Annotated in this window: 17 protein-coding genes; 10 read left to right on the top strand and 7 right to left on the bottom strand. The window is 67.5% G+C overall.

The genetic code is table 11. The features are described from left to right. Window positions 1-8: 8 nt before the first annotated feature. The 4 genes from sdhA to VAR608DRAFT_RS33625 all read right to left on the bottom strand — a co-directional run bounded on the left by sdhA (window position 9) and on the right by VAR608DRAFT_RS33625 (window position 3,613). Entirely contained in the window at window positions 9-1,817 is a 1,809-nt protein-coding gene (sdhA, locus tag VAR608DRAFT_RS33640) for a succinate dehydrogenase flavoprotein subunit (protein WP_088958006.1), read from the bottom strand. 87 nt (window positions 1,818-1,904) lie between these two features. Further along, a complete protein-coding gene (sdhD, locus tag VAR608DRAFT_RS33635) occupies window positions 1,905-2,270 on the bottom strand; it encodes a succinate dehydrogenase, hydrophobic membrane anchor protein (RefSeq protein WP_088958005.1) in 366 nt (121 codons plus the stop codon). Window positions 2,271-2,283: 13 nt separating this feature from the next. Then, window positions 2,284-2,730 carry a succinate dehydrogenase, cytochrome b556 subunit gene (gene sdhC / locus VAR608DRAFT_RS33630; protein ID WP_088958004.1) on the bottom strand — a complete coding sequence of 149 codons (447 nt, stop codon included), beginning with the start codon at window positions 2,728-2,730 and terminating at the stop codon, window positions 2,284-2,286. A 121-nt stretch (window positions 2,731-2,851) separates the two neighbouring features. Beyond that, window positions 2,852-3,613 (bottom strand): GntR family transcriptional regulator, encoded by a 762-nt coding sequence (locus VAR608DRAFT_RS33625; RefSeq protein WP_231973056.1) that lies wholly within the window; start codon window positions 3,611-3,613, stop codon window positions 2,852-2,854. A gap of 191 nt (window positions 3,614-3,804) precedes the next feature. On the opposite strand from VAR608DRAFT_RS33625, the gene VAR608DRAFT_RS33620 reads away from it, so the two are divergent. The 5 genes from VAR608DRAFT_RS33620 (at window position 3,805) to acnB (ending at window position 9,829) form a co-directional block, all read left to right on the top strand. Further along, window positions 3,805-4,791, top strand: coding sequence for a malate dehydrogenase (locus tag VAR608DRAFT_RS33620; protein WP_088958002.1), 987 nt, complete (start codon window positions 3,805-3,807; stop codon window positions 4,789-4,791). Between the two features lie 16 nt (window positions 4,792-4,807). Continuing rightward, entirely contained in the window at window positions 4,808-5,584 is a 777-nt protein-coding gene (gene tam, locus VAR608DRAFT_RS33615) for a trans-aconitate 2-methyltransferase (RefSeq protein WP_088958001.1), read from the top strand. A gap of 10 nt (window positions 5,585-5,594) precedes the next feature. Further along, the gene (locus VAR608DRAFT_RS33610) at window positions 5,595-6,605 is read left to right on the top strand and encodes an HpcH/HpaI aldolase/citrate lyase family protein (protein ID WP_088958000.1); all 1,011 of its coding nucleotides are present in this window, start codon (window positions 5,595-5,597) and stop codon (window positions 6,603-6,605) included. Window positions 6,606-6,633: 28 nt separating this feature from the next. After that, window positions 6,634-7,167 (top strand): hypothetical protein, encoded by a 534-nt coding sequence (locus VAR608DRAFT_RS33605; RefSeq protein WP_088957999.1) that lies wholly within the window; start codon window positions 6,634-6,636, stop codon window positions 7,165-7,167. Between the two features lie 70 nt (window positions 7,168-7,237). Next, window positions 7,238-9,829, top strand: a complete 2,592-nt coding sequence (gene acnB / locus VAR608DRAFT_RS33600) for a bifunctional aconitate hydratase 2/2-methylisocitrate dehydratase (RefSeq protein ID WP_088957998.1) — start codon at window positions 7,238-7,240, stop codon at window positions 9,827-9,829. A gap of 62 nt (window positions 9,830-9,891) precedes the next feature. Here the strand turns inward: acnB and VAR608DRAFT_RS33595 are convergent, their stop codons facing one another. Continuing rightward, window positions 9,892-10,719 carry a helix-turn-helix domain-containing protein gene (locus VAR608DRAFT_RS33595; RefSeq protein ID WP_088959128.1) on the bottom strand — a complete coding sequence of 276 codons (828 nt, stop codon included), beginning with the start codon at window positions 10,717-10,719 and terminating at the stop codon, window positions 9,892-9,894. A gap of 136 nt (window positions 10,720-10,855) precedes the next feature. Between VAR608DRAFT_RS33595 and VAR608DRAFT_RS33590 the strand changes: the two genes are divergently transcribed. From VAR608DRAFT_RS33590 to VAR608DRAFT_RS33570, 5 genes are all read left to right on the top strand, one after another. Continuing rightward, window positions 10,856-13,729 (top strand): aconitate hydratase, encoded by a 2,874-nt coding sequence (locus tag VAR608DRAFT_RS33590; RefSeq protein ID WP_088957997.1) that lies wholly within the window; start codon window positions 10,856-10,858, stop codon window positions 13,727-13,729. 139 nt (window positions 13,730-13,868) lie between these two features. Further along, entirely contained in the window at window positions 13,869-14,159 is a 291-nt protein-coding gene (locus VAR608DRAFT_RS33585) for a FeoA family protein (protein ID WP_231973055.1), read from the top strand. After that, window positions 14,152-16,050, top strand: a complete 1,899-nt coding sequence (gene feoB / locus VAR608DRAFT_RS33580) for a ferrous iron transporter B (RefSeq protein ID WP_088957996.1) — start codon at window positions 14,152-14,154, stop codon at window positions 16,048-16,050. Before VAR608DRAFT_RS33585 ends, feoB begins: the two co-directional genes overlap by 8 nt. A 1-nt stretch (window position 16,051) precedes the next feature. Beyond that, window positions 16,052-16,327: a DUF6587 family protein gene (locus VAR608DRAFT_RS33575; protein WP_088957995.1), complete on the top strand. Its 276-nt coding sequence runs from the start codon at window positions 16,052-16,054 to the stop codon at window positions 16,325-16,327. Window positions 16,328-16,339: 12 nt separating this feature from the next. Continuing rightward, entirely contained in the window at window positions 16,340-17,518 is a 1,179-nt protein-coding gene (locus tag VAR608DRAFT_RS33570; RefSeq protein ID WP_088957994.1) for an FAD-dependent monooxygenase, read from the top strand. 1 nt (window position 17,519) lies between these two features. Here VAR608DRAFT_RS33570 and VAR608DRAFT_RS33565 read toward each other — a convergent pair whose 3' ends face one another. Beyond that, complete coding sequence (locus VAR608DRAFT_RS33565) at window positions 17,520-18,758, bottom strand: SMI1/KNR4 family protein (protein ID WP_088957993.1); 1,239 nt, start codon at window positions 18,756-18,758, stop codon at window positions 17,520-17,522. Window positions 18,759-18,807: 49 nt separating this feature from the next. Further along, on the bottom strand, window positions 18,808-19,458 hold the full coding sequence (kynB, locus tag VAR608DRAFT_RS33560) for an arylformamidase (protein ID WP_088957992.1): 651 nt from the start codon (window positions 19,456-19,458) through the stop codon (window positions 18,808-18,810). Window positions 19,459-19,462: the final 4 nt, after the last annotated feature.

The raw sequence follows: 19,462 nt of genomic DNA, 5'->3' as shown, positions 1-19,462 counted from the left end.
CTGGGGGCCTAGAACGTGCGGACCTTGGGCGGCACGGTGTCGACCGTCAGCGGCTTCAGGCGGACGGGCTTGTACGAGAGGCGGTTGCCTTCGCTGTACCAGAGGGTGTGCTTCATCCAGTTGGCGTCGTCGCGGCCGAGCGGCGCGACCGGGTCGTCCGCCGGACGCTCGTAGTCCTCGACCGTGTGGGCGCCGCGGCATTCCTTGCGCGCCGCGGCCGAGACCATCGTGGCCTGCGCGACTTCGATCAGGTTGTCGACTTCCAGCGCTTCGATGCGCGCGGTGTTGAACACGCGCGACTTGTCCTTGAGCGTGACGTTGGCGACGCGCTCGCGCACGGCGGCGATCTTGCGCACGCCTTCGTCCATCGTGGCCTGCTTGCGGAACACGGCGGCGTGCGCCTGCATCACCGAGCGGATCTCGTTGGCCACGTCCTGCGCGTATTCGCCACCGGTCGACTTCTCGAGCGCATTGAGGCGCTCCAGCGTGCGGTCGGCGGCATCGGCCGGCAGCGGCTTGTGCTCCTTCTGCTTGTCGTTGAAGGCGACGATGTGGTTGCCGGCCGCGCGGCCGAACACCAGCAGGTCGAGCAGCGAGTTGGTGCCCAGGCGGTTGGCGCCGTGCACGCTCACGCAGGAGCATTCGCCGACCGCGTAGAGGCCGTTCACGACCGCGTTGTGCTCGTCGCCCTGCTGCACGACGACCTGGCCGTTGATGTTGGTGGGGATGCCGCCCATCTGGTAGTGGATGGTCGGCACGACCGGGATCGGTTCCTTCGTGATGTCGACGTTCGCGAAGTTGACGCCGATCTCGTACACCGAGGGCAGGCGCTTGTGGATGGTGTCGGCGCCCAGGTGGTCGAGCTTGAGCAGCACGTAGTCCTTGTTCGGACCACAGCCGCGGCCTTCCTTGATCTCCTGGTCCATCGAGCGCGAGACGAAGTCGCGCGGTGCGAGGTCCTTCAAGGTCGGTGCGTAGCGCTCCATGAAGCGTTCGCCGTTGCTGTTCAGGAGGATCGCGCCTTCGCCGCGGCAGCCTTCGGTCAAGAGCACGCCGGCACCGGCCACGCCGGTCGGGTGGAACTGCCAGAACTCCATGTCCTGCAGCGGGATGCCGGCGCGGGCGGCCATGCCGAGGCCGTCACCGGTGTTGATGAAGGCGTTGGTCGACGCCGCGAAGATGCGGCCCGCGCCGCCGGTGGCCAGCAGCACGGTCTTGGCCTGCAGGATGTGCAGGTCGCCGGTTTCCATTTCGAGGGCGGTCACGCCGACCACGTCGCCGTCGGCGTCGCGGATCAGGTCGAGCGCCATCCACTCGACGAAGAACTGGGTGCGCGCCTCGACGTTCTTCTGGTAGAGCGTGTGCAGCATCGCGTGGCCGGTGCGGTCGGCCGCGGCGCAGGCGCGTTGCACGGGCTTCTCGCCGTAGTTGGCGGTGTGGCCGCCGAAGGGGCGCTGGTAGATGGTGCCGTCCGGATTGCGGTCGAAGGGCATGCCGAAGTGCTCGAGTTCGTAGACGACCTTCGGCGCTTCGCGGCACATGAATTCGATCGCGTCCTGGTCGCCGAGCCAGTCGGAGCCCTTGACGGTGTCGTAGAAGTGGTAGTGCCAGTTGTCCTCGCTCATGTTGCCGAGCGATGCACCGACGCCGCCTTGCGCAGCGACCGTGTGCGAACGGGTCGGGAACACCTTCGACAGCACGGCCACGTTGAGGCCGGCGCGCGAGAGTTGCAGCGATGCGCGCATGCCGGAGCCGCCGGCGCCGATGATGACGACGTCGAACTTGCGCTTGGTGATTTGTTCTTTGGTGTAGGTCATTGGGTCAGGACTCCTGCCGGGCCGCCCCAAGGGAGGCCTCGCCCCCCCGGGGGGCAGCGATTACGTGAAACGAAAAGCGTGGGGGCATCACAGCCTCCAGAGCACTTGAATGGCCCAACCCGCGCATGCCACAAGCCAGACGATCGTGAAAACCTGCAGTACGAGGCGGATGGCGACGGGCTGGACGTAGTCCATCCACACGTCGCGCATGCCGACCCAGACGTGGTAGAGCAGCGAGGCGATGACGACGAAGGTCAGCACCTTCATCCATTGCGCGGCGAAGATGCCGGCCCAGAGGTCATAGCCGATCGGGCCGCGCGTGAAGATGACCTGCACCAGCAGGATCACGGTGAAGAGCGCCATGAGCGCGCCCGTGATGCGCTGGCTGAGCCAGTCGCGAAGACCATAGTGCGCGCCGACGACGGTACGCTTGGAGCCGTAGTTCACAGACATCGATTGCTCCTAATCAGTACAGGCCGAACAGCTTGGCGCCGAGGATCACGGTCAGCAGGATGCTGATGGCGAGGGTTGCGATCGCCGAGCTCTTGCCGAACTCCTTGCTCACCGCGGCGTGGCTCACGTCCATCCACAGATGGCGCAGGCCGGCCGTGATGTGATGCAGGTAGGCCCAGATCAATGCGAGGGCCACGAGCTTGATGAACCATCCCGGAACGAAACCAAGGCCGCTGTTGAAGGCGGCCTTGAAACGGGCAAACGAGATTTCGGAGGAGACCGAGGTGTCGAACATCCAGATGATGAACGGCAGCAGCAGGAACATCAGCACACCGCTCACGCGGTGGAGGATCGACACGATGCCCGCCGGAGGAAGCCGGTAGGTGGTCAGATCGGTGATTGCGTTGATGTTGCGGAACTCGCGTCGCGGCGGTCGGGAGGGTGTGGCCAGCTCTGTCATGTGGGCTTTCGATATTTTTTAGATGGGCGGCTTGATCTGTAGCAGAAATGCAAACAACTCAAAATTCTATTGCAACGCAGCAACCTGTTGCTCGCCCCCAGGCTTGGGGGGCGAGCTTGATTCACCCGAGTTCATTGCGGTAGTGGTGGGTGTCTGTGCGATAGAGGCCGCGGCGCAGCTCCATCGGGGTGTCGTGGTAGGTGTGGGCCACGCGCTCGACGCTCAGGAGCGGGGTTGCGGTGGTGACGCCGAGCAGGGCGGCCTGCGCTTCGTCGGGCAGGACGGCGCGGATCTTTTCCTCGGCGCGCACCATGCGCACGCCGAATTCGGTTTCGAACATCTCGTACATCGGGCCGTGCCACTCGGCGAGGCGCTCGGCGGTCAGGCCCTTGAACGGCGCGCCCGGCAGCCAGAGATCCTCGAGGATGGTCGGCGTGCCGCGATAGGAGAGCACGCGCCGCACCTGCAGCACGGCGTCGCCGGTGCGCAGCGCCAATGCGCGCGAGACGTCTGCCGTTGCGCGCAGGCGGCGGCAGTCCACGATCTGGCGCTCGGCGGGGCCTTCGCTGTCGATGTCGCCGGTGTCCGGCACCAGTTTGAGGAAGCGGTACTGGACGTGCTGTTCCGCGTGCGTCGCGACGAAGGTGCCCTTGCCCTGGCGCCGCACCACGAGGTTCTCGGCGGCGAGTTCGTCGATCGCCTTGCGTACCGTTCCCTGGCTCACGCGAAAGCGCGCCGCGAGGTCGATCTCGCTCGGGATCGGCTCGCCCGGCTTCCATTCGCCGGCATGCAGGCTCTGCAGGATCAGCGACTTGATCTGCTGATAGAGCGGGCTGAACGATGGCGTCGGCAGCTCTGCGGCGGGCGTGGGGGTGGTGCTCATGGGTTCGTTCGGCGCTCCATTCGGGCGCCTGCGGGTCGACATCTTATATAAGACATAAGACATGCGCCATCAAAAAACCAAATCGGCATAGAATCGCAGACGGCCTGAAGTCGCAGCGACGCGCTCCCGCCGACCCTCGCGGCCGCACCTGGCGGCCTTGCACCGTTTTCATCTTTTCCTGGAGTTTTCCCATGAGCAAAAAGCCCGTTCGCGTTGCCGTCACCGGTGCCGCTGGCCAAATCGGTTACGCCCTGCTGTTCCGAATCGCCTCCGGCGAAATGCTCGGCAAAGACCAGCCGGTCATCCTGCAACTGCTCGAGATCCCCGACGAGAAGGCGCAAAAGGCGCTCAAGGGCGTGATCATGGAGCTCGAAGACTGCGCGTTCCCGCTGCTGGCCGGCGTGATCCCGACCGGTGACCCGCTGGTGGCTTTCAAGGACGCCGACTACGCGCTGCTCGTCGGTGCCCGCCCGCGCGGCCCCGGCATGGAGCGTGCCGACCTGCTGGCCGCCAACGCCCAGATCTTCACCGCCCAGGGCAAGGCGCTCGACAAGGTCGCGAGCCGCAACGTCAAGGTGCTGGTGGTCGGCAACCCTGCCAACACCAACGCCTACATCGCGATGAAGAGCGCGCCGAGCCTGCCACGCAAGAACTTCACCGCCATGCTGCGCCTCGACCACAACCGCGCCGCCAGCCAGATCGCCGCCAAGACCGGCACCGCCGTGGGCGACATCGAGAAGCTCACCGTCTGGGGCAACCACTCGCCCACGATGTACGCCGACTACCGCTTCGCCACTGTCGGCGGCAAGAGCGTCAAGGACCTGATCAACGACCAGGTCTGGAACGCCGACGTGTTCCTGCCGACCGTCGGCAAGCGCGGCGCCGCGATCATCGATGCACGCGGCCTGTCGTCGGCCGCTTCGGCCGCCAACGCCGCCATCGACCACATGCGCGACTGGGCCCTCGGCTCGAACGGCAAGTGGGTCACGATGGGCATCCCGTCGGACGGCCAGTACGGCATTCCGAAGGACGTGATCTTCGGTTTCCCGGTCACCACCGAGAACGGCGAGTACAAGCTCGTCGAAGGCCTCGAGATCGACGCCTTCAGCCAGGAGCGCATCAACAAGACGCTCAAGGAACTTCAGGACGAGCAAGCCGGCGTCGCCCACCTGCTCTGAGCCCGCACCGCCAGACATGCTCGACTGGAATCCCGCGCTCTACCGTCGCTACGAGGACGAGCGCACCCGTCCCGCGCAGGAATTGCTGGCGCGCGTGCCTCTCAAGGAGGCTGCCCGCGTCTTCGATCTCGGTTGCGGGCCGGGCAATTCCACCGAGCTGCTGGCTCATCGGTTCCCCGGCGCGCAGGTCGTCGGGACCGACAACTCCGAAGCGATGCTGGTCAGTGCGCGCGAGCGCCTGCCCCAGGCCCGCTTCGAGTTCAGCGACATTTCCGTCTGGCGGCCCGAGACGCCGCCGGACCTCATCTACGCCAATGCCGCTCTCCAGTGGGTGCCCGACCACAAGGCACTGATCCCGCGGCTCTTCGCGGCCCTGGCGCCTGGTGGCGTGCTGGCGATCCAGATGCCGGACAACCGGCAGGAGCCCACCCACCGCATCATGCGCGAGCTCGCGTCCGAGGCGCCGTGGGCCAACGCCATCGGCGATGCCGACCGGATGCGCACCGAGCTGCTGGGCATCGAGGGCTACTACGACCTGCTCGCGGCCGATGCCGCCCAGGTCGATGTCTGGCGCACCGCCTACCAGCACCCCATGGCATCCGCCGCAGCGATCGTCGAATGGGTTCGCGGCACGGGCCTGAAGCCCTTCGTCGACCGCCTGACGCCGGAACTGCAGTCCAGCTATCTCGCCGAGTACGAGCGCCGCATCGACGCCGCCTATCCGCCTCGCGCCGACGGCCGCCGCTTGCTGGCTTTTCCGCGCATGTTCATCGTGGCACGGCGTAAGGCATGAGGAGCACACGATGAGCGCGGGATCTTCTTCCACAGTCCATCCGCGCACGGTGCTGCTGGGCGCCCAGGCGGGCGCCGTGGTGCTGCCTGTCTGCGACCACTACAGCGGCGTCGAAGCGCGCATGCGCAAGAGCCTCGCGCTGCAGGCCGAGATGGCCGACGAGTTCGGCGCCTGCGTGTTCGACGTCACGCTCGATTGCGAAGACGGTGCGCCCGTCGGCGGCGAGGCCGAGCATGCGGCGCTGGTCACCGAGCTCGCACTGGCTGCCGCGCCCGACATGCGGGTCGGCGTGCGGGTGCATCCGGTCGACCATCCGTCGTTCGCCGGCGACGTGATCACGATCGCGGGCCGTGCCGGCCATCGCCTGAGCCATCTGATGGTTCCCAAGGTGGAATCCGCCCTGGACGTGGGTGTGGCCGTCGAGGCCCTCGAGGCGGCCGGTGCCGAAGCACTGCCGCTGCACGTGCTGATCGAATCGCCGCTCGCGGTTCACCAAGCGTTCGAGATCGCGGCGCATCCGCGCGTGCAGTCCCTGAGCTTCGGCCTGATGGACTTCGTCTCGGCGCACGGCGGCGCGATCCCGGCCGACGGCATGGGCGCGAAGGGGCAGTTCACGCACCCGCTGGTGGTGCGCGCGAAGCTGGAGATCGCCTCCGCGGCCCATGCGCACGGCAAGGTGCCGTCGCATTGCGTGGTCACCGAATTCAGCGACGTCGACGCCATGCGCGCCGCCGCGAGGAAGGCCGCGAACGAATTCGGCTACACGCGGATGTGGAGCATTCATCCGAGCCAGATCCGACCGATTCTCGAAGCCTTCGCGCCCGAAGAGGGCCAGATTCAAATCGCAACAAAAATAATTGCTGCCGCGGCTGCTGCCGCGTGGGCGCCGGTCAGTATCGATGGCACATTGCATGACCGCGCCAGTTACCGCCATTTCTGGCAGGTCCTGGAACGGGCGCATGCCACCGGCCGCGCCTTGCCCCCCGAGGCGTCGGCCTGGTTTGCGACTCCCTCATCCTGAAACACATCACTCTCGAAAGAATCACACCATGAAGACTATTGCGCTGATCGCCGCTGCCGTCGTCGCGCTGCCGCTGGCTGCAACGGCCCAGACGGATGCGCCCAAGCCGCGCACCAAGGTCCTCCACAAGGTGGTGCCCAAGGGCGTCGTCAAGAAGCTGGAAGAAAAGAAGCCCATCAGCGAGGAAGTCGACCCCACGCTGTCCGATGCCGACATCAAGGTCGCCGAGCGCGTCTACACCGGCGTGATCAAGTGCGAACTCGGCGCCAGCGTGGAGATCAAGGCCGACGAGAAGAAGCCGGGCTTCTTCACCTTGGTGCACGCGGGCAAGCACTATCGCCTGCATCCGGTGGAAAGCCGCACTGGCGCGATCCGCCTCGAAGACCCGAGCGCCGGCGCGATGTGGCTGCAGCTCGGCAACAAGTCGATGCTGATGAGCCAGAAGCAGGGCCTGCGCCTGGCCGACGAATGCCAGGCGGCCAAGCAGGTCGAAGTCGCCGAGGATATGAAGAAGAACCCGCCCAAGAGCCTGTTCGAAGGCGCCGATACGCCCAAGCAGTAAGTCCCCCCGAGGCGCGGCTCTTGCTTCATTGCGGGAGCCGCCGCCAATTTGTGTTCCCGGAGAAAAGAAGATGTTGCAAGCCTACGCTGACCACGTTGCCGAGCGCGCCGCGCTCGGTATCCCGCCCCTGCCGCTGACCGCGAAGCAGACCGCCGAATTGATCGAGCTCATGAAGGCCCCGGCCCCGGCCAACGCCGAGCAGCTGCTCGATCTGCTGACGCATCGCGTTCCCGCCGGCGTGGACGACGCGGCCAAGGTGAAGGCGAGCTACCTGGCCGCCGTGGCGCATGGCACCGAGAAGAGCGCACTGCTGTCGCGCGCACGTGCCACCCAACTGCTCGGCACCATGCTCGGCGGCTACAACATCGGACCGCTGGTCGACCTGCTCGATGACGCCGAAGTCGGTGCTGCCGCCGCGGACGGCCTGAAGAAGACGCTCCTGATGTTCGACCAGTTCCACGACGTCAAGGAAAAGGCCGACAAGGGCAACGCCAACGCCAAGGCCGTGCTGCAAAGCTGGGCCGACGCCGAGTGGTTCACCAGCCGTCCCGAAGTGCCCAAGAGCCTCACCATCACGGTGTTCAAGGTGCCCGGCGAAACCAACACCGACGACCTGTCGCCCGCACCCGATGCGACGACCCGTCCCGACATCCCGATGCACGCGCTCGCGATGCTCAAGAACAAGCGCGACGGCGCACCGTTCCAGCCCGAGGAAGACGGCAAGCGCGGCCCGGTCAAGTTCATCGAATCGCTGAAGGCCAAGGGCCACCAGGTGGCCTACGTCGGCGACGTGGTCGGCACCGGCTCCAGCCGCAAGTCGGCCACCAATTCGGTGCTGTGGTTCACCGGCGAGGACATCCCCTTCATCCCCAACAAGCGCTTCGGCGGCGTGTGCCTCGGCAACAAGATCGCGCCGATCTTCTACAACACGATGGAAGACGCGGGCGCGCTGCCGATCGAGCTCGACGTGAGCCAGATGGAAATGGGCGACGTGGTCGAGCTGCGTCCCTACGAAGGCAAGGCGCTCAAGGACGGCAAGGTCATCGCCGAATTCAAGGTCAAGAGCGACGTGCTGTTCGACGAAGTGCGCGCCGGCGGCCGCATTCCTCTGATCATCGGCCGCGGCCTGACGGCCAAGGCACGTGAAGCGCTGGGCCTGCCGGTCTCGACGCTGTTCCGCCTGCCGGTGAGCCCGGTCGACACCAGGAAGGGCTTCTCGCTGGCGCAGAAGATGGTCGGCCGCGCCTGCGGTCTGCCCGAAGGCCAAGGCGTGCGCCCCGGCACCTACTGCGAGCCCAAGATGACCTCGGTCGGCAGCCAGGACACCACTGGCCCGATGACCCGCGACGAACTCAAGGACCTCGCCTGCCTCGGCTTCAGCGCCGACCTGGTGATGCAGTCGTTCTGCCACACCGCGGCCTACCCGAAGAAGGTCGACGTGAAGATGCACCACGAGCTGCCGGACTTCATCTCGACCCGCGGCGGCGTGTCGCTGCGTCCGGGCGACGGCGTGATCCACAGCTGGCTCAACCGCCTGCTGACGCCCGACACCGTGGGCACCGGCGGCGACAGCCACACGCGTTTCCCGATCGGCATCAGCTTCCCGGCCGGCTCGGGCCTGGTGGCTTTCGCGGCCGCGACCGGCGTGATGCCGCTGGACATGCCCGAATCGGTGCTGGTGCGCTTCAAGGGCAAGATGCAGCCGGGCGTGACCCTGCGCGACCTCGTCAACGCGATCCCGCTGTACGCGATCAAGCAAGGCCTGCTGACGGTCGAGAAGAAGGGCAAGAAGAACATCTTCTCGGGCCGCATCCTCGAGATCGAGGGCCTGCCGGACCTGAAGGTCGAACAGGCCTTCGAGCTCAGCGACGCTTCGGCCGAGCGCTCCGCCGCCGGCTGCACGGTTCACCTGAACAAGGAACCGATCATCGAATACATCAACAGCAACATCACGCTGATGAAGTGGATGATCGCCGAGGGCTATGCCGACGCGCGCACGCTGGGCCGCCGCATCGCCGCGCAGGAAGCCTGGCTCAAGAACCCGCAGCTCCTGAAGGGCGACGCCGACGCCGAATACGCGGCCGTGATCGAGATCGACCTGGCCGACATCCACGAGCCGATCGTGGCCTGCCCGAACGATCCGGACGACGTGAAGACGCTGTCCGACGTCGCCGGCGCGCAGATCGACGAAGTGTTCATCGGTTCGTGCATGACCAACATCGGCCACTTCCGCGCGGCTTCCAAGCTGCTCGAAGGCAAGCGCGACATCCCGGTCAAGCTCTGGATCGCGCCGCCGACCAAGATGGACGCCCACCAGCTCACCGAGGAAGGCCACTACGGCGTGTTCGGCAACGCCGGTGCGCGCACCGAGATGCCCGGCTGCTCGCTGTGCATGGGCAACCAGGCGCAGGTGCGCGAGGGCGCGACGGTGATGTCGACCAGCACGCGGAACTTCCCGAACCGCCTGGGCAAGAACACCAACGTGTACCTCGGCAGCGCCGAGCTGGCCGCGATCTGCTCGCGCCTCGGCCGCATCCCGACGAAGGAAGAGTACATGGCGAGCGCCGGTGTGCTGGATGCCGCGAGCGGCCAGATCTACCAGTACCTGAACTTCGACCGCCTCGACGAATACAAGGAAGTGGCGGCCGGCGTCGCAGCCTGATCGATCCGTTGCGTGCCTTTCGAGGAACCCCGCTTCGGCGGGGTTTTTTGTGCCGCAGCGCTTCAGGCGGCGGCTTGCGCGGCCAGTGCCGCCAGCGCCTTCGCCGTCTGTGCGTCCGCCGGGAAGAACGACTCCACCGCAAGCTCCTGCAAGGTCACATCCACCGGCGTGCCGAAGATCGTGGTCGTGCTGATGAAGCTCAGGATGCCGCTCGGTGTCACGAGCTGGAAAGGCACGACCACGTTCGCGAGTTCTGCGCCGGCCGCGGGCGCGTCGTGTCCGACCTTGGGCATCGGATAGGCAGCCAGCTCATCGTGCAGCGCTGAAAGGGCCGCATCGCCCGTCGCGGCGATCTGCTGCTGGAGCCGCTCCAGCAGATGCGCCCGCCATTGCTGCAGATTCGCGATCCTCGGCGCCAATCCGCCCGGATGCAGGCTGAGCCGGAGCACGTTGATCGGCGGCTTGACCAGTTCCGGCGCTGCGCCGGCCATCAGCAGCGGCACGAGCGCGTTGTGTGCGACGAGGTTCCAGTGGCGGTCGACCGCGAGCGCCGGGAAGGGTTCGTGGCCCTTGAGCACCAGCTCGACCGCACGCCGCGCCGAGGCGAGCGCCGGGTCGTCGAGCGAGCGCTGCCGGTACATGGGCGCGTAGCCGGCCGCGACCAGCAGGGCATTGCGCTCGCGCAGCGGCACCTCCAGCCGCTCGGCCAGCCGCAGCACCATCTCGCGGCTGGGTTCGGCGCGGCCGGTCTCGACGTAGCTCAGATGGCGCGTCGAGACCTGCGCCTCGTGCGCCAGATCGAGCTGGCTCAGCCGGCGATGCTGGCGCCAGTGCCGGAGGTGAGTGCCGAACGGATCGGCCGCGGTCGGCGGGGTGCTGCGAAGGCTCATGCGCGCCATCGTAGTGGTCGCGCGCGCGAAAGCCATGACCTCGGAGGTCATGGGGTGCCCGCGGCGCCGGACTGCTGCCGACGTCCCCGAAGCCTGCTATCTTTGCGGAGCTTCCACGAATCACAGGAGTTTTCCAATGGCCAAAGAACCGGCACACGCCTTTGCCCCCATGCTGAAAACCTTCAAGACCGCATCGGGCAAGTCCGGGAAATACTGGTCGCTCAAGGAACTCGCGAAGAAATTCCCGAACGTCGACAAGCTGCCGGTCTCGATCCGCATCGTGCTCGAATCGGTGCTGCGCAACTGCGATGGGCAGAAGGTCACGGCCGAGCATGTCGAGCAGCTCGCAAACTGGGCGCCCAATGCCGAACGCACCGAGGAGATCCCCTTCGTCGTGACGCGCGTGGTGCTGCAGGACTTCACCGGCGTGCCGCTCCTGGCGGACCTGGCCGCGATGCGCAGCGTCACGGCGGCGCTCGGCAAATCGCCCAAGACCATCGAGCCGCTGGTGCCGGTGGACCTGGTGGTCGACCACTCGGTGATGGTGGATCACTACGGCACGCCGAAGGCGCTCGACCTCAACATGAAGCTCGAGTTCCAGCGCAACAACGAGCGCTACCAGTTCATGAAGTGGGGCATGCAGGCTTTCGACACCTTCGGCGTCGTGCCGCCGGGCTTCGGCATCGTGCACCAGGTCAACCTCGAGTACTTCGCGCGCGGCGTCTACAAGAGCGCGAACGATAAGGGTGACGCGCCGGTCTACTACCCCGATTCGCTGGTCGGCACCGACAGCCACACCACCATGATCAACGGCATCGGCGTGGTCGGCTGGGGCGTCGGCGGCATCGAGGCCGAGGCCGCGATGCTGGGGCAGCCGGTGTATTTCCTCACGCCCGACGTGGTGGGCTTCGAGCTCACCGGCAAGCTGCGCGAAGGCGTGACCGCCACCGATCTGGTGCTGTACGTCACTTCGATCCTGCGCAGCGAGAAGGTGGTCGGCAAGTTCGTCGAGTTCTTCGGACCCGGCGCGGCATCGATCGCGGTGCCCGATCGCGCCACGATCGGCAACATGGCGCCCGAGTACGGCGCGACCATGGGCTTCTTCCCGGTCGACGAGATGACGCTCGCCTATTTCAAGGGCACCGGCCGCACCGATGCGGAAGTCGAGCGTTTCGAGGCCTACTACAAGGCGCAGGGCCTCTTCGGCATGCCGGCGCCCGGCGAACTCAACTACACCAAGGTCGTCCGGCTCGATCTCGGCAGCGTGACACCGAGCCTGGCGGGCCCGAAGCGCCCGCAGGACCGCATCGACCTCGGGGACCTTTCGACCAGGTTTGCGGAGCTCTACAGCAAGCCGATCGAAGCGAATGGCTTCAACCTGCCGGCCGGCACGCTGAAGACGCGTCATCCGCTGCCCGATGATGGAGGCGCGGCGGCGGAGCAGGATGCCGCCGCCCCGGCGCCCGGCGCGCCGCGGACCGCGGTCGAGATGGTCGCCAACCGCTCGACCCGCGAAGCCGCCCATGTGGGCGAGACCGCGCCCAAGTCGCCGTCGGGCAAGGTCACGATCGGCAACGGCGACGTGCTGATCGCCGCGATCACCTCCTGCACCAACACCTCGAACCCGAGCGTGCTGCTCGCGGCCGGCCTCTTGGCCAAGAAGGCGGTGGAAGCGGGGCTGACGGTCAAGCCGCACGTGAAGACCTCGCTCGCGCCCGGCTCGCGCATCGTGACCGAGTACCTCGAGAAGGCGGGCCTGCTGCCATATCTGGAGAAGCTCGGCTTCTACCTCGCGGGCTACGGTTGCACCACCTGCATCGGCAACGCGGGCGATCTCGCGCCCGAGATCAACGAGGCGATCACGAAGAACAACCTCGTCGGCGCGGCGGTGCTGTCCGGCAACCGCAATTTCGAGGCCCGGATCCATCCGAATCTGAAGGCCAACTTCCTGGCCTCGCCGCCGCTGGTCGTGGCCTACGCGATCGCCGGCAACGTGATGGTCGACCTCATGACGCAGCCGGTGGGCAAGGGCAGGAAGGGGCAGGACGTCTACCTCGGCGACATCTGGCCGAGCGCCAGGGAGATCGACGAGAACCTGCGCTACGCGATGAACGCGAAGGCCTTCCGCAAGAACTACGACCAGATCAAGGACAACCCCGGCAAGCTCTGGAGCAGCATCAAGGGCACGACGGGGCAGGTGTACGACTGGCCCGAGTCCACCTACATCGCCGAGCCGCCGTTCTTCGAGGGCTTCAAGATGGAGCCGCAGGCGGCCGACGCGGGCTTCACCGGCGCGCGGATCATGGCGCTGTTCGGCGACTCGATCACCACCGACCACATCTCGCCGGCCGGCTCCATCAAGGAGAGCTCGCCCGCGGGCATCTGGCTCAAGGCGAACGGCGTCTCGAAGGCCGACTTCAACAGCTACGGTTCGCGCCGCGGCAACCATGAAGTGATGATGCGCGGCACCTTTGCCAACGTGCGCATCAAGAACCTCATGATCCCGGCCGCACCGGACGGTTCGCGCGAGGAGGGCGGCGTGACGCTGTTCCAGCCGGGCGGCGAGAAGATGCCGATCTACGACGCCGCGATGAAGTACATCGGACAGGACGTGCCGACCATCGTCTTCGGCGGCGAGGAATACGGCACCGGCTCATCGCGCGACTGGGCCGCCAAGGGCACCCAGCTGCTCGGCATCAAGGCCGTGGTGGCGCGCAGCTTCGAGCGCATCCACCGCGCGAACCTCGTCGGCATGGGCGTGCTGCCACTGCAGTTCCGCGGCGCGGATTCGTGGGAAAGCCTGGGCCTTGCCGGCGACGAGAAGATCGACGTCGTGATCGGCGGCGAACTCAAGCCGCAGATGGACGTCAAGCTGGTCGTGCACCGCGCCGACGGCGGCCAGCAGGAAGTGGCGGTGCGGTTGCGCATCGACACGCCGATCGAGGTCGACTACTACAAGCACGGGGGCATCCTGCCGTTCGTGCTGCGGCAGTTGCTGGCTGAAGCCTGACTCGCGCCTGACTCGCTGGCAAACGGCGGCCCCTGTGCCGCCGTTTCACTGTTCTGCCGCAAGGATTCTTCAGCGCCGCGCTCCAAGCGCGCCGTTTTCGAGAATAATTCTCATTTTTGAAGACTCCTGGATTCCGCAGGTGACGAATTCGACCGGCACGGCCCTGGCCGCCATCAGCCTCCATCAACTCCCCAACCGTCAGTGGGCGACGGTGCTCGACGTCGCGCGGCCGGATTCGCCCGAGGACCGCGACCTGGCCCTCAGGCTGACCGAGATCGGATTCGTCCCCGGCGAGGCGGTCTGCATCGTCGCCAACGGCGTGCCGGGGCGCGAGCCGCTGGCGGTGCGGCTGGGCCATACGACCTTCGCACTGCGCCGTCATGAGGCAGCGCTGATCCGCGTCACCCCGGGAGCGGCCGGCCATGGTTGAGGCAACGCTCAGCTTCAAGCCCGGCGCCGCGTCGTCGTCGAGTCCGCCGGAGCGCATCGCGCTGCTCGGCAATCCCAACTGCGGCAAGACCGCGCTGTTCAACCTCTTGACCGGCAGCCGCCAGAAGGTCGCGAACTACGCGGGCGTGACCGTCGAGCGCAAGGAAGGCACCTTGCGCACCGCATCGGGCCGGCGCGTCTTCGTGCTCGACCTGCCCGGCGCCTACAGCCTCAATGCGCTGTCGGCCGACGAGGCGGTCACGCGCGACGTGGTCACCGGCAAGAGCAGCGAGGCGCCGCCCGATCTGCTGGTGTGCGTCACCGATGCCACCAACCTGCGCCTCAATCTGCGGCTCGTGCTCGACGCCAAGCGCCTCGGACTGCCGATGGTGGTGGCGCTGAACATGACCGACATGGCGCGCAAGCAGGGCATCCAGGTCGACACCGCGGCGCTGTCGCGCGAGCTCGGCGTGCCGGTGATCGAGACCGTCGGCGTCCAGAGCGACGGCGCGCGCGCCTTGGTCGAAACCCTGGATCTCCCCGTTGCCGCCGCCGCGCCGCGCGCCTGGCATTCGCCGGGCTTCGACGAGGTGCTCGACACCCAGCGCGAGGTGCGCCGCATCCTGGCCGCGACCGTGAAGGAACCCGTCGGCAGCCTGGCGACCAGCGACCGCATCGACCGCGTCGTGATGCATCCGCTGTGGGGCATGCTGGTGCTGGCGATCACGATGTTCCTGATGTTCCAGGCCGTCTTCAGCTGGGCCGAAGTGCCGATGGACGCCATCAAGGACGCGACCGCCGCCTTCGGCGAACTCGTGAAGCACGTGGTGCCCGAAGGCATGCTGCAAAGCCTGCTGGTCGACGGCATCGTCGCAGGGGCCGGCGGCGTGATCGTGTTCCTGCCGCAGATCCTGATCCTGTTCCTGTTCATCCTGGCGCTGGAGGATTCGGGCTACCTGCCGCGCGCGGCCTTCCTGCTCGACCGCGTCATGGGCACGGTGGGGTTGTCGGGCCGTTCCTTCATTCCGCTGCTGTCGAGCTTCGCCTGCGCCATCCCCGGTGTGATGGCGACGCGCACCATCACCAACTGGCGCGACCGGATCACCACGATCATGATCGCGCCGCTCATGACCTGCTCGGCGCGCCTGCCGGTCTATGCGCTGCTGATCGCTGCCTTCATTCCGTCGCGCACCGTGGGCGGCGTGTTCAATCTCCAGGGGGTGGTGCTGTTCGCGCTGTACGTCTTCGGCATCGTCTCGGCGATGGCGGTGGCATGGGTCATGAAGCGCTTCCGCGACAGCAAGGCGCATTCGCCCTTGATGATGGAGCTGCCGGCCTACCGCTGGCCCAATCCGCGCAATCTCGCGCTGGGGCTCTACGAGCGCGCCTGGATCTTCCTGCAGCGCGTGGGCACGATCATTCTCACGCTCACGATCCTGTTGTGGTTCCTCTCGACCTTCCCTTCGCCGCCGGAAGGCGCGACCGGACCGGCGATCCAGTACAGCCTGGCCGGCATCATCGGCCGCGGGCTCGAACACATCTTCGCGCCCATCGGGTTCAACTGGCAGATCTCGATCGCGCTCGTGCCCGGCATGGCCGCGCGCGAGGTGGCGGTGGGCGCGCTCGGCACCGTCTATGCGCTTTCGGCCACCGGTGACGACGTCGCGGGCCAGCTGGCGCCCCTGCTCGCGGGGAGCTGGTCGCTGCCGACGGCACTCTCGCTGCTGGTGTGGTACGTCTTCGCGCCGCAGTGCATCTCGACGCTCGCCACGGTCAAGCGCGAGACCGGCTCGTGGCGCTACGTGCTGATCATGGCCGGCTACCTGTTCGGACTCGCCTACATGGCGTGCTGGATCACCTACCGGGTGGCCCTGGCTCTCACAGGAGGATGAGATGGCACAACAAATCGTCGTCGCGCTGATCGTCGCGCTGGCCGCGGTCTATGCGGTCTGGCGCTGGATGCCCGGCAACTGGCGCCGGGCCATGGCCGCCAGGGTGGCCGCCGGCTCGCAACGCGCCGGGCTGGTCGATGAGGAACGGGCCGGCCGGCTCGCCGAATCGCTGGGCAAGACCTCGGGCTGCGGCTCGTGCGACAGCTGCGGCAGTTGTTCGACCCCCGCCGCCCGGGCGGCCGAAGCCGGCAAGACATCCGTGCCGCACTCCCACTGAGTGCGCGGGTCGATGGCGGCACATGTCCTGATCGCGGGAGGAGGCATCGCGGGCCTCGCGAGCGCGCTGGCGCTCGCGCGCCGGCGCCACCGCATCGACCTGCTGGAGCAGGCGGTGGCTTTCGGCGAAGTCGGCGCCGGCATCCAGCTGGGGCCGAACGTCACCCGGCGATTGCAGGCGCTCGGTGTTTCCGAAGGCCTCATGCGCGTCGCCGCGCGTCCGGAAGCCCTGGTGGTCCGCAGCGCGACCGCAGGCAACGAGATCGCGCGCCTGCCGCTCGGCAACGCGATGCTGCACAGCTATGCCGCGCCCTACCTTTGCGTTCACCGCGCCGATCTTCACGCATTGCTGCTTGCGGCGGTTCGCGGCAGCGGCGCGGTCACGCTGACCACCGGCGCGCGGGTGACGCAGGTCACCGCGCGTGGCGAATCCGTCTGCGTGGCGAGCGCCGACTCGCGCGTCTGGGAAGCCGACGCCCTGATCGGCGCCGACGGCCTCTGGAGCACGGTGCGTCCCAGCGTCATCGAGGATGCGTCGCCGCCCCGTGCCACCGGGCACACCGCATGGCGCGCGACAGTCGATCAGTCGGCCCTGCCGGCGGCGCTGCGCAGCACGCGCGTCGACGTCTGGCTCGGTCCGCGGCTGCATGCGGTGTCCTATCCGGTGCGCCGCGGCGACGCGCTCAACGTGGTGGTGCTGGCCGAGGCCGCGCCCGAAGGCGATGCGCGCGACTGGGACCGCCGGACCAGCCTTGCCGCGTTGCAGCAGGCCACCGGCCGCACCTGCGGCGAACTGCAGGCCTTGCTCGAAGCCGTGCCATCGTGGCGGGCGTGGACGCTCAACGACCGGCCGCCGCTCACGGGCCCGCACCAGATGGCGGGCGAGCGCATCGCGCTCGCCGGCGACGCGGCGCACCCCATGCTGCCGTACCTCGCGCAGGGTGCGGGCATGGCGATCGAGGATGCAGTCGCGCTGGCCGATGCGCTCGATGGCGGTTCCGCCGCACAGGTGCCCGCGGCCTTCGCGCGCTATGCGGACGAGCGCTGGGAACGCAACGCCAACGTGCAGGCGCGCGCACGGCGCAATGGCGAGATCTTCCATGCGACCGGCCTCGTGCGCCTGGGCCGCGATGCGGCGCTGCGCGTGCTTGGCGCCAAGCTGCTCGACGTGCCCTGGCTCTACGACGCCTGAATCAGAGGCTGAAGCTGCGCAGGTGATCCGCGCGCCGGGTCAGGCCGGCCAGTCCCAGGTAGTGCGTCAGGCGGCCCTCGCGAACTTCGACCAGCGAGGATTCGAGGTCGGCGAGCATCTCGTCCCGCGCAGTGGCGTAGGCGGCGGCGAGGTCGTCGTGCGCCTCGGCATAGGCGCTGGCGATGACCCGCGCCGCGGCGGGTGCGCCGCAGGCCACGCATTCGGCGATGGCGGTGGGGCTCGCCTGCGCGCCGTGCGTGAGCAGCAGGTCGGCGAGCTCGGGGGAGATCGCGCTGTCGATGGCGTCCAGCGCATCGGGGGCCACCGGCGCACCGGCACGCACCAGCGCGGCCGCGGCGGCGTGTGCGCCATGGCCGATCGCGAGATCGGTCGCGATCGCGCTGCCGCTCAAGGGGCCGTCGAGCGAAACGCCCGCGGCGTGCAGCTTCGCGACGAGTTCCGCATCGTCGGTGGCGACCGCGTGGCGCAGCGCGATGCGCGACAGCGGCCCGCTCTCGCCCAGCGTGCCGTCGGCGAGCGGCGTGTGCCAGTCCACCATCGCCTGCCGGTAGAAGGCGATCACCTTGTCCATCAGCTCGATCGGCAGTCCGTCTTCCTGGTGACGGTCGTCGAGGTATTCGAGCAGCGACTGGCCGGTGAAGTATTCGCCCGCGGGCTTGAGCGGGTCTTCGTCGAGGCGCAGTGCGTCGAAGGCGGCATAGAGGTCGTGTGCGACGGTCGTCATGCCGTCCTCGTGCATCTCGTGCGCCCAGGCCTGGGGCAGGCCCTGCTTCCACGCGAGCACGTGGCCGTAGTCGGCGCCGGCCTCGACCACCGCGTAGATGCGATCGCAATACTCGAAGCCGCCGAAGGGCAGCAGCGTGAGCTTGCCGTCCCAGGCCTCTTCGCTCTCGGCGGCCGCGTCCCTCGCGCCCTGGAGCTCATGCTCGATCCACCCATGCAGGTCGTGGTAGGTGTCGCTGCCGTTCCAGAACAGCTCGTTCCAGCTGAACGACTCCTCGTTGCCGTTCATGTGGAGGTGCAGGTCGTAGTCCAGCCGCCCGCCCGCCGTGACGCGCCAGAGCGAAAGAAGATCCGGTGGAATCGGTCCCGCGCACACCGCCTGCACCGCAGCGATCTGCTCGGCGGACATCGGCGGCTGCGCGCCGAAGATCACGCGCTTGGCGAAGAGCACGACACCGTGCGTGCGCAGTTGGGCGAGTTCGTCGTCACTGAACATCAGTCACCTCCGTTTCATACCCTCGATCTCGGGCGTTCTCGCGAACAGCTTACGCCCCCGTTCCCGGTCGCGCCAGTTCGCGCAGCACCGCCCGCACCGGCGACGCATCCGCATCCACGAGCTTGAGCGGCAGCGCGATGAGCTCGTAGTCGCCTTCGGGCACGTCATCGAGCACGAGGTTCTCGAGCACGCGCAGTCCGAGGCGGCGAATGGCCTGATGGCTGTCGAGCGTCTTGCTGTCGGCCGGATCGATGCTCGCGGTGTCGATGCCGATCAGGGTCACGCCGAGGCGCGCGAGGCGTTCGATGGTGTCGGGGGCAAAGGCGGCGAGCTGGGCGTCCCATCGATCCACAGGTGCGCATTCGTAAGTGCGCACCAGAACACGCGGCGCAAGCGCCTCGATGGCATGTGCGACGTGCGCCCATTCGATCGGCGGGCCGCAGCCGATCGCGTGAATCACGCGGCACGGACCCAGGTAAGGCGTGAGATCGACCCGGCCGATGGTTGCGCCCCCAGGGTCGTAGTGCGCCGGCGCATCGGCGTGCGCGCCGATGTGCGGCGACAAGGTGATCTCGCTGACGTTCACGGGGCAATCGGGCCCGATGGTCGCGACCCAGCGCTGCCGGTAGGGCGTGTCGCCGGGAAAGACCGGCGCGCCCTCGTGCACCGGCGGGGAGATGTCCCAAAGTCTCGCGCTCATGGCG

It is taken from the genome of Variovorax sp. HW608 (assembly GCF_900090195.1).
Taxonomy (GTDB): Bacteria; Pseudomonadota; Gammaproteobacteria; order Burkholderiales; family Burkholderiaceae_C; genus Variovorax.
The sequence above is the reverse complement of the archived record's forward strand: the minus strand, read 5'-3'. Positions and strand labels throughout refer to the sequence as shown.

What these genes read in the sequence shown, in the direction of transcription:
- sdhA (WP_088958006.1), bottom strand. Translation starts at nt 1,817, where the DNA reads ATGACCTACACCAAAGAACAAATCACCAAGCGCAAGTTCGACGTCGTC.
- sdhD (WP_088958005.1), bottom strand. Translation starts at nt 2,270, where the DNA reads ATGTCTGTGAACTACGGCTCCAAGCGTACCGTCGTCGGCGCGCACTAT.
- sdhC (WP_088958004.1), bottom strand. Translation starts at nt 2,730, where the DNA reads ATGACAGAGCTGGCCACACCCTCCCGACCGCCGCGACGCGAGTTCCGC.
- VAR608DRAFT_RS33625 (WP_231973056.1), bottom strand. Translation starts at nt 3,613, where the DNA reads ATGAGCACCACCCCCACGCCCGCCGCAGAGCTGCCGACGCCATCGTTC.
- VAR608DRAFT_RS33620 (WP_088958002.1), top strand. Translation starts at nt 3,805, where the DNA reads ATGAGCAAAAAGCCCGTTCGCGTTGCCGTCACCGGTGCCGCTGGCCAA.
- tam (WP_088958001.1), top strand. Translation starts at nt 4,808, where the DNA reads ATGCTCGACTGGAATCCCGCGCTCTACCGTCGCTACGAGGACGAGCGC.
- VAR608DRAFT_RS33610 (WP_088958000.1), top strand. Translation starts at nt 5,595, where the DNA reads ATGAGCGCGGGATCTTCTTCCACAGTCCATCCGCGCACGGTGCTGCTG.
- VAR608DRAFT_RS33605 (WP_088957999.1), top strand. Translation starts at nt 6,634, where the DNA reads ATGAAGACTATTGCGCTGATCGCCGCTGCCGTCGTCGCGCTGCCGCTG.
- acnB (WP_088957998.1), top strand. Translation starts at nt 7,238, where the DNA reads ATGTTGCAAGCCTACGCTGACCACGTTGCCGAGCGCGCCGCGCTCGGT.
- VAR608DRAFT_RS33595 (WP_088959128.1), bottom strand. Translation starts at nt 10,719, where the DNA reads ATGAGCCTTCGCAGCACCCCGCCGACCGCGGCCGATCCGTTCGGCACT.
- VAR608DRAFT_RS33590 (WP_088957997.1), top strand. Translation starts at nt 10,856, where the DNA reads ATGGCCAAAGAACCGGCACACGCCTTTGCCCCCATGCTGAAAACCTTC.
- feoB (WP_088957996.1), top strand. Translation starts at nt 14,152, where the DNA reads ATGGTTGAGGCAACGCTCAGCTTCAAGCCCGGCGCCGCGTCGTCGTCG.
- VAR608DRAFT_RS33575 (WP_088957995.1), top strand. Translation starts at nt 16,052, where the DNA reads ATGGCACAACAAATCGTCGTCGCGCTGATCGTCGCGCTGGCCGCGGTC.
- VAR608DRAFT_RS33570 (WP_088957994.1), top strand. Translation starts at nt 16,340, where the DNA reads ATGGCGGCACATGTCCTGATCGCGGGAGGAGGCATCGCGGGCCTCGCG.
- VAR608DRAFT_RS33565 (WP_088957993.1), bottom strand. Translation starts at nt 18,758, where the DNA reads ATGTTCAGTGACGACGAACTCGCCCAACTGCGCACGCACGGTGTCGTG.
- kynB (WP_088957992.1), bottom strand. Translation starts at nt 19,458, where the DNA reads ATGAGCGCGAGACTTTGGGACATCTCCCCGCCGGTGCACGAGGGCGCG.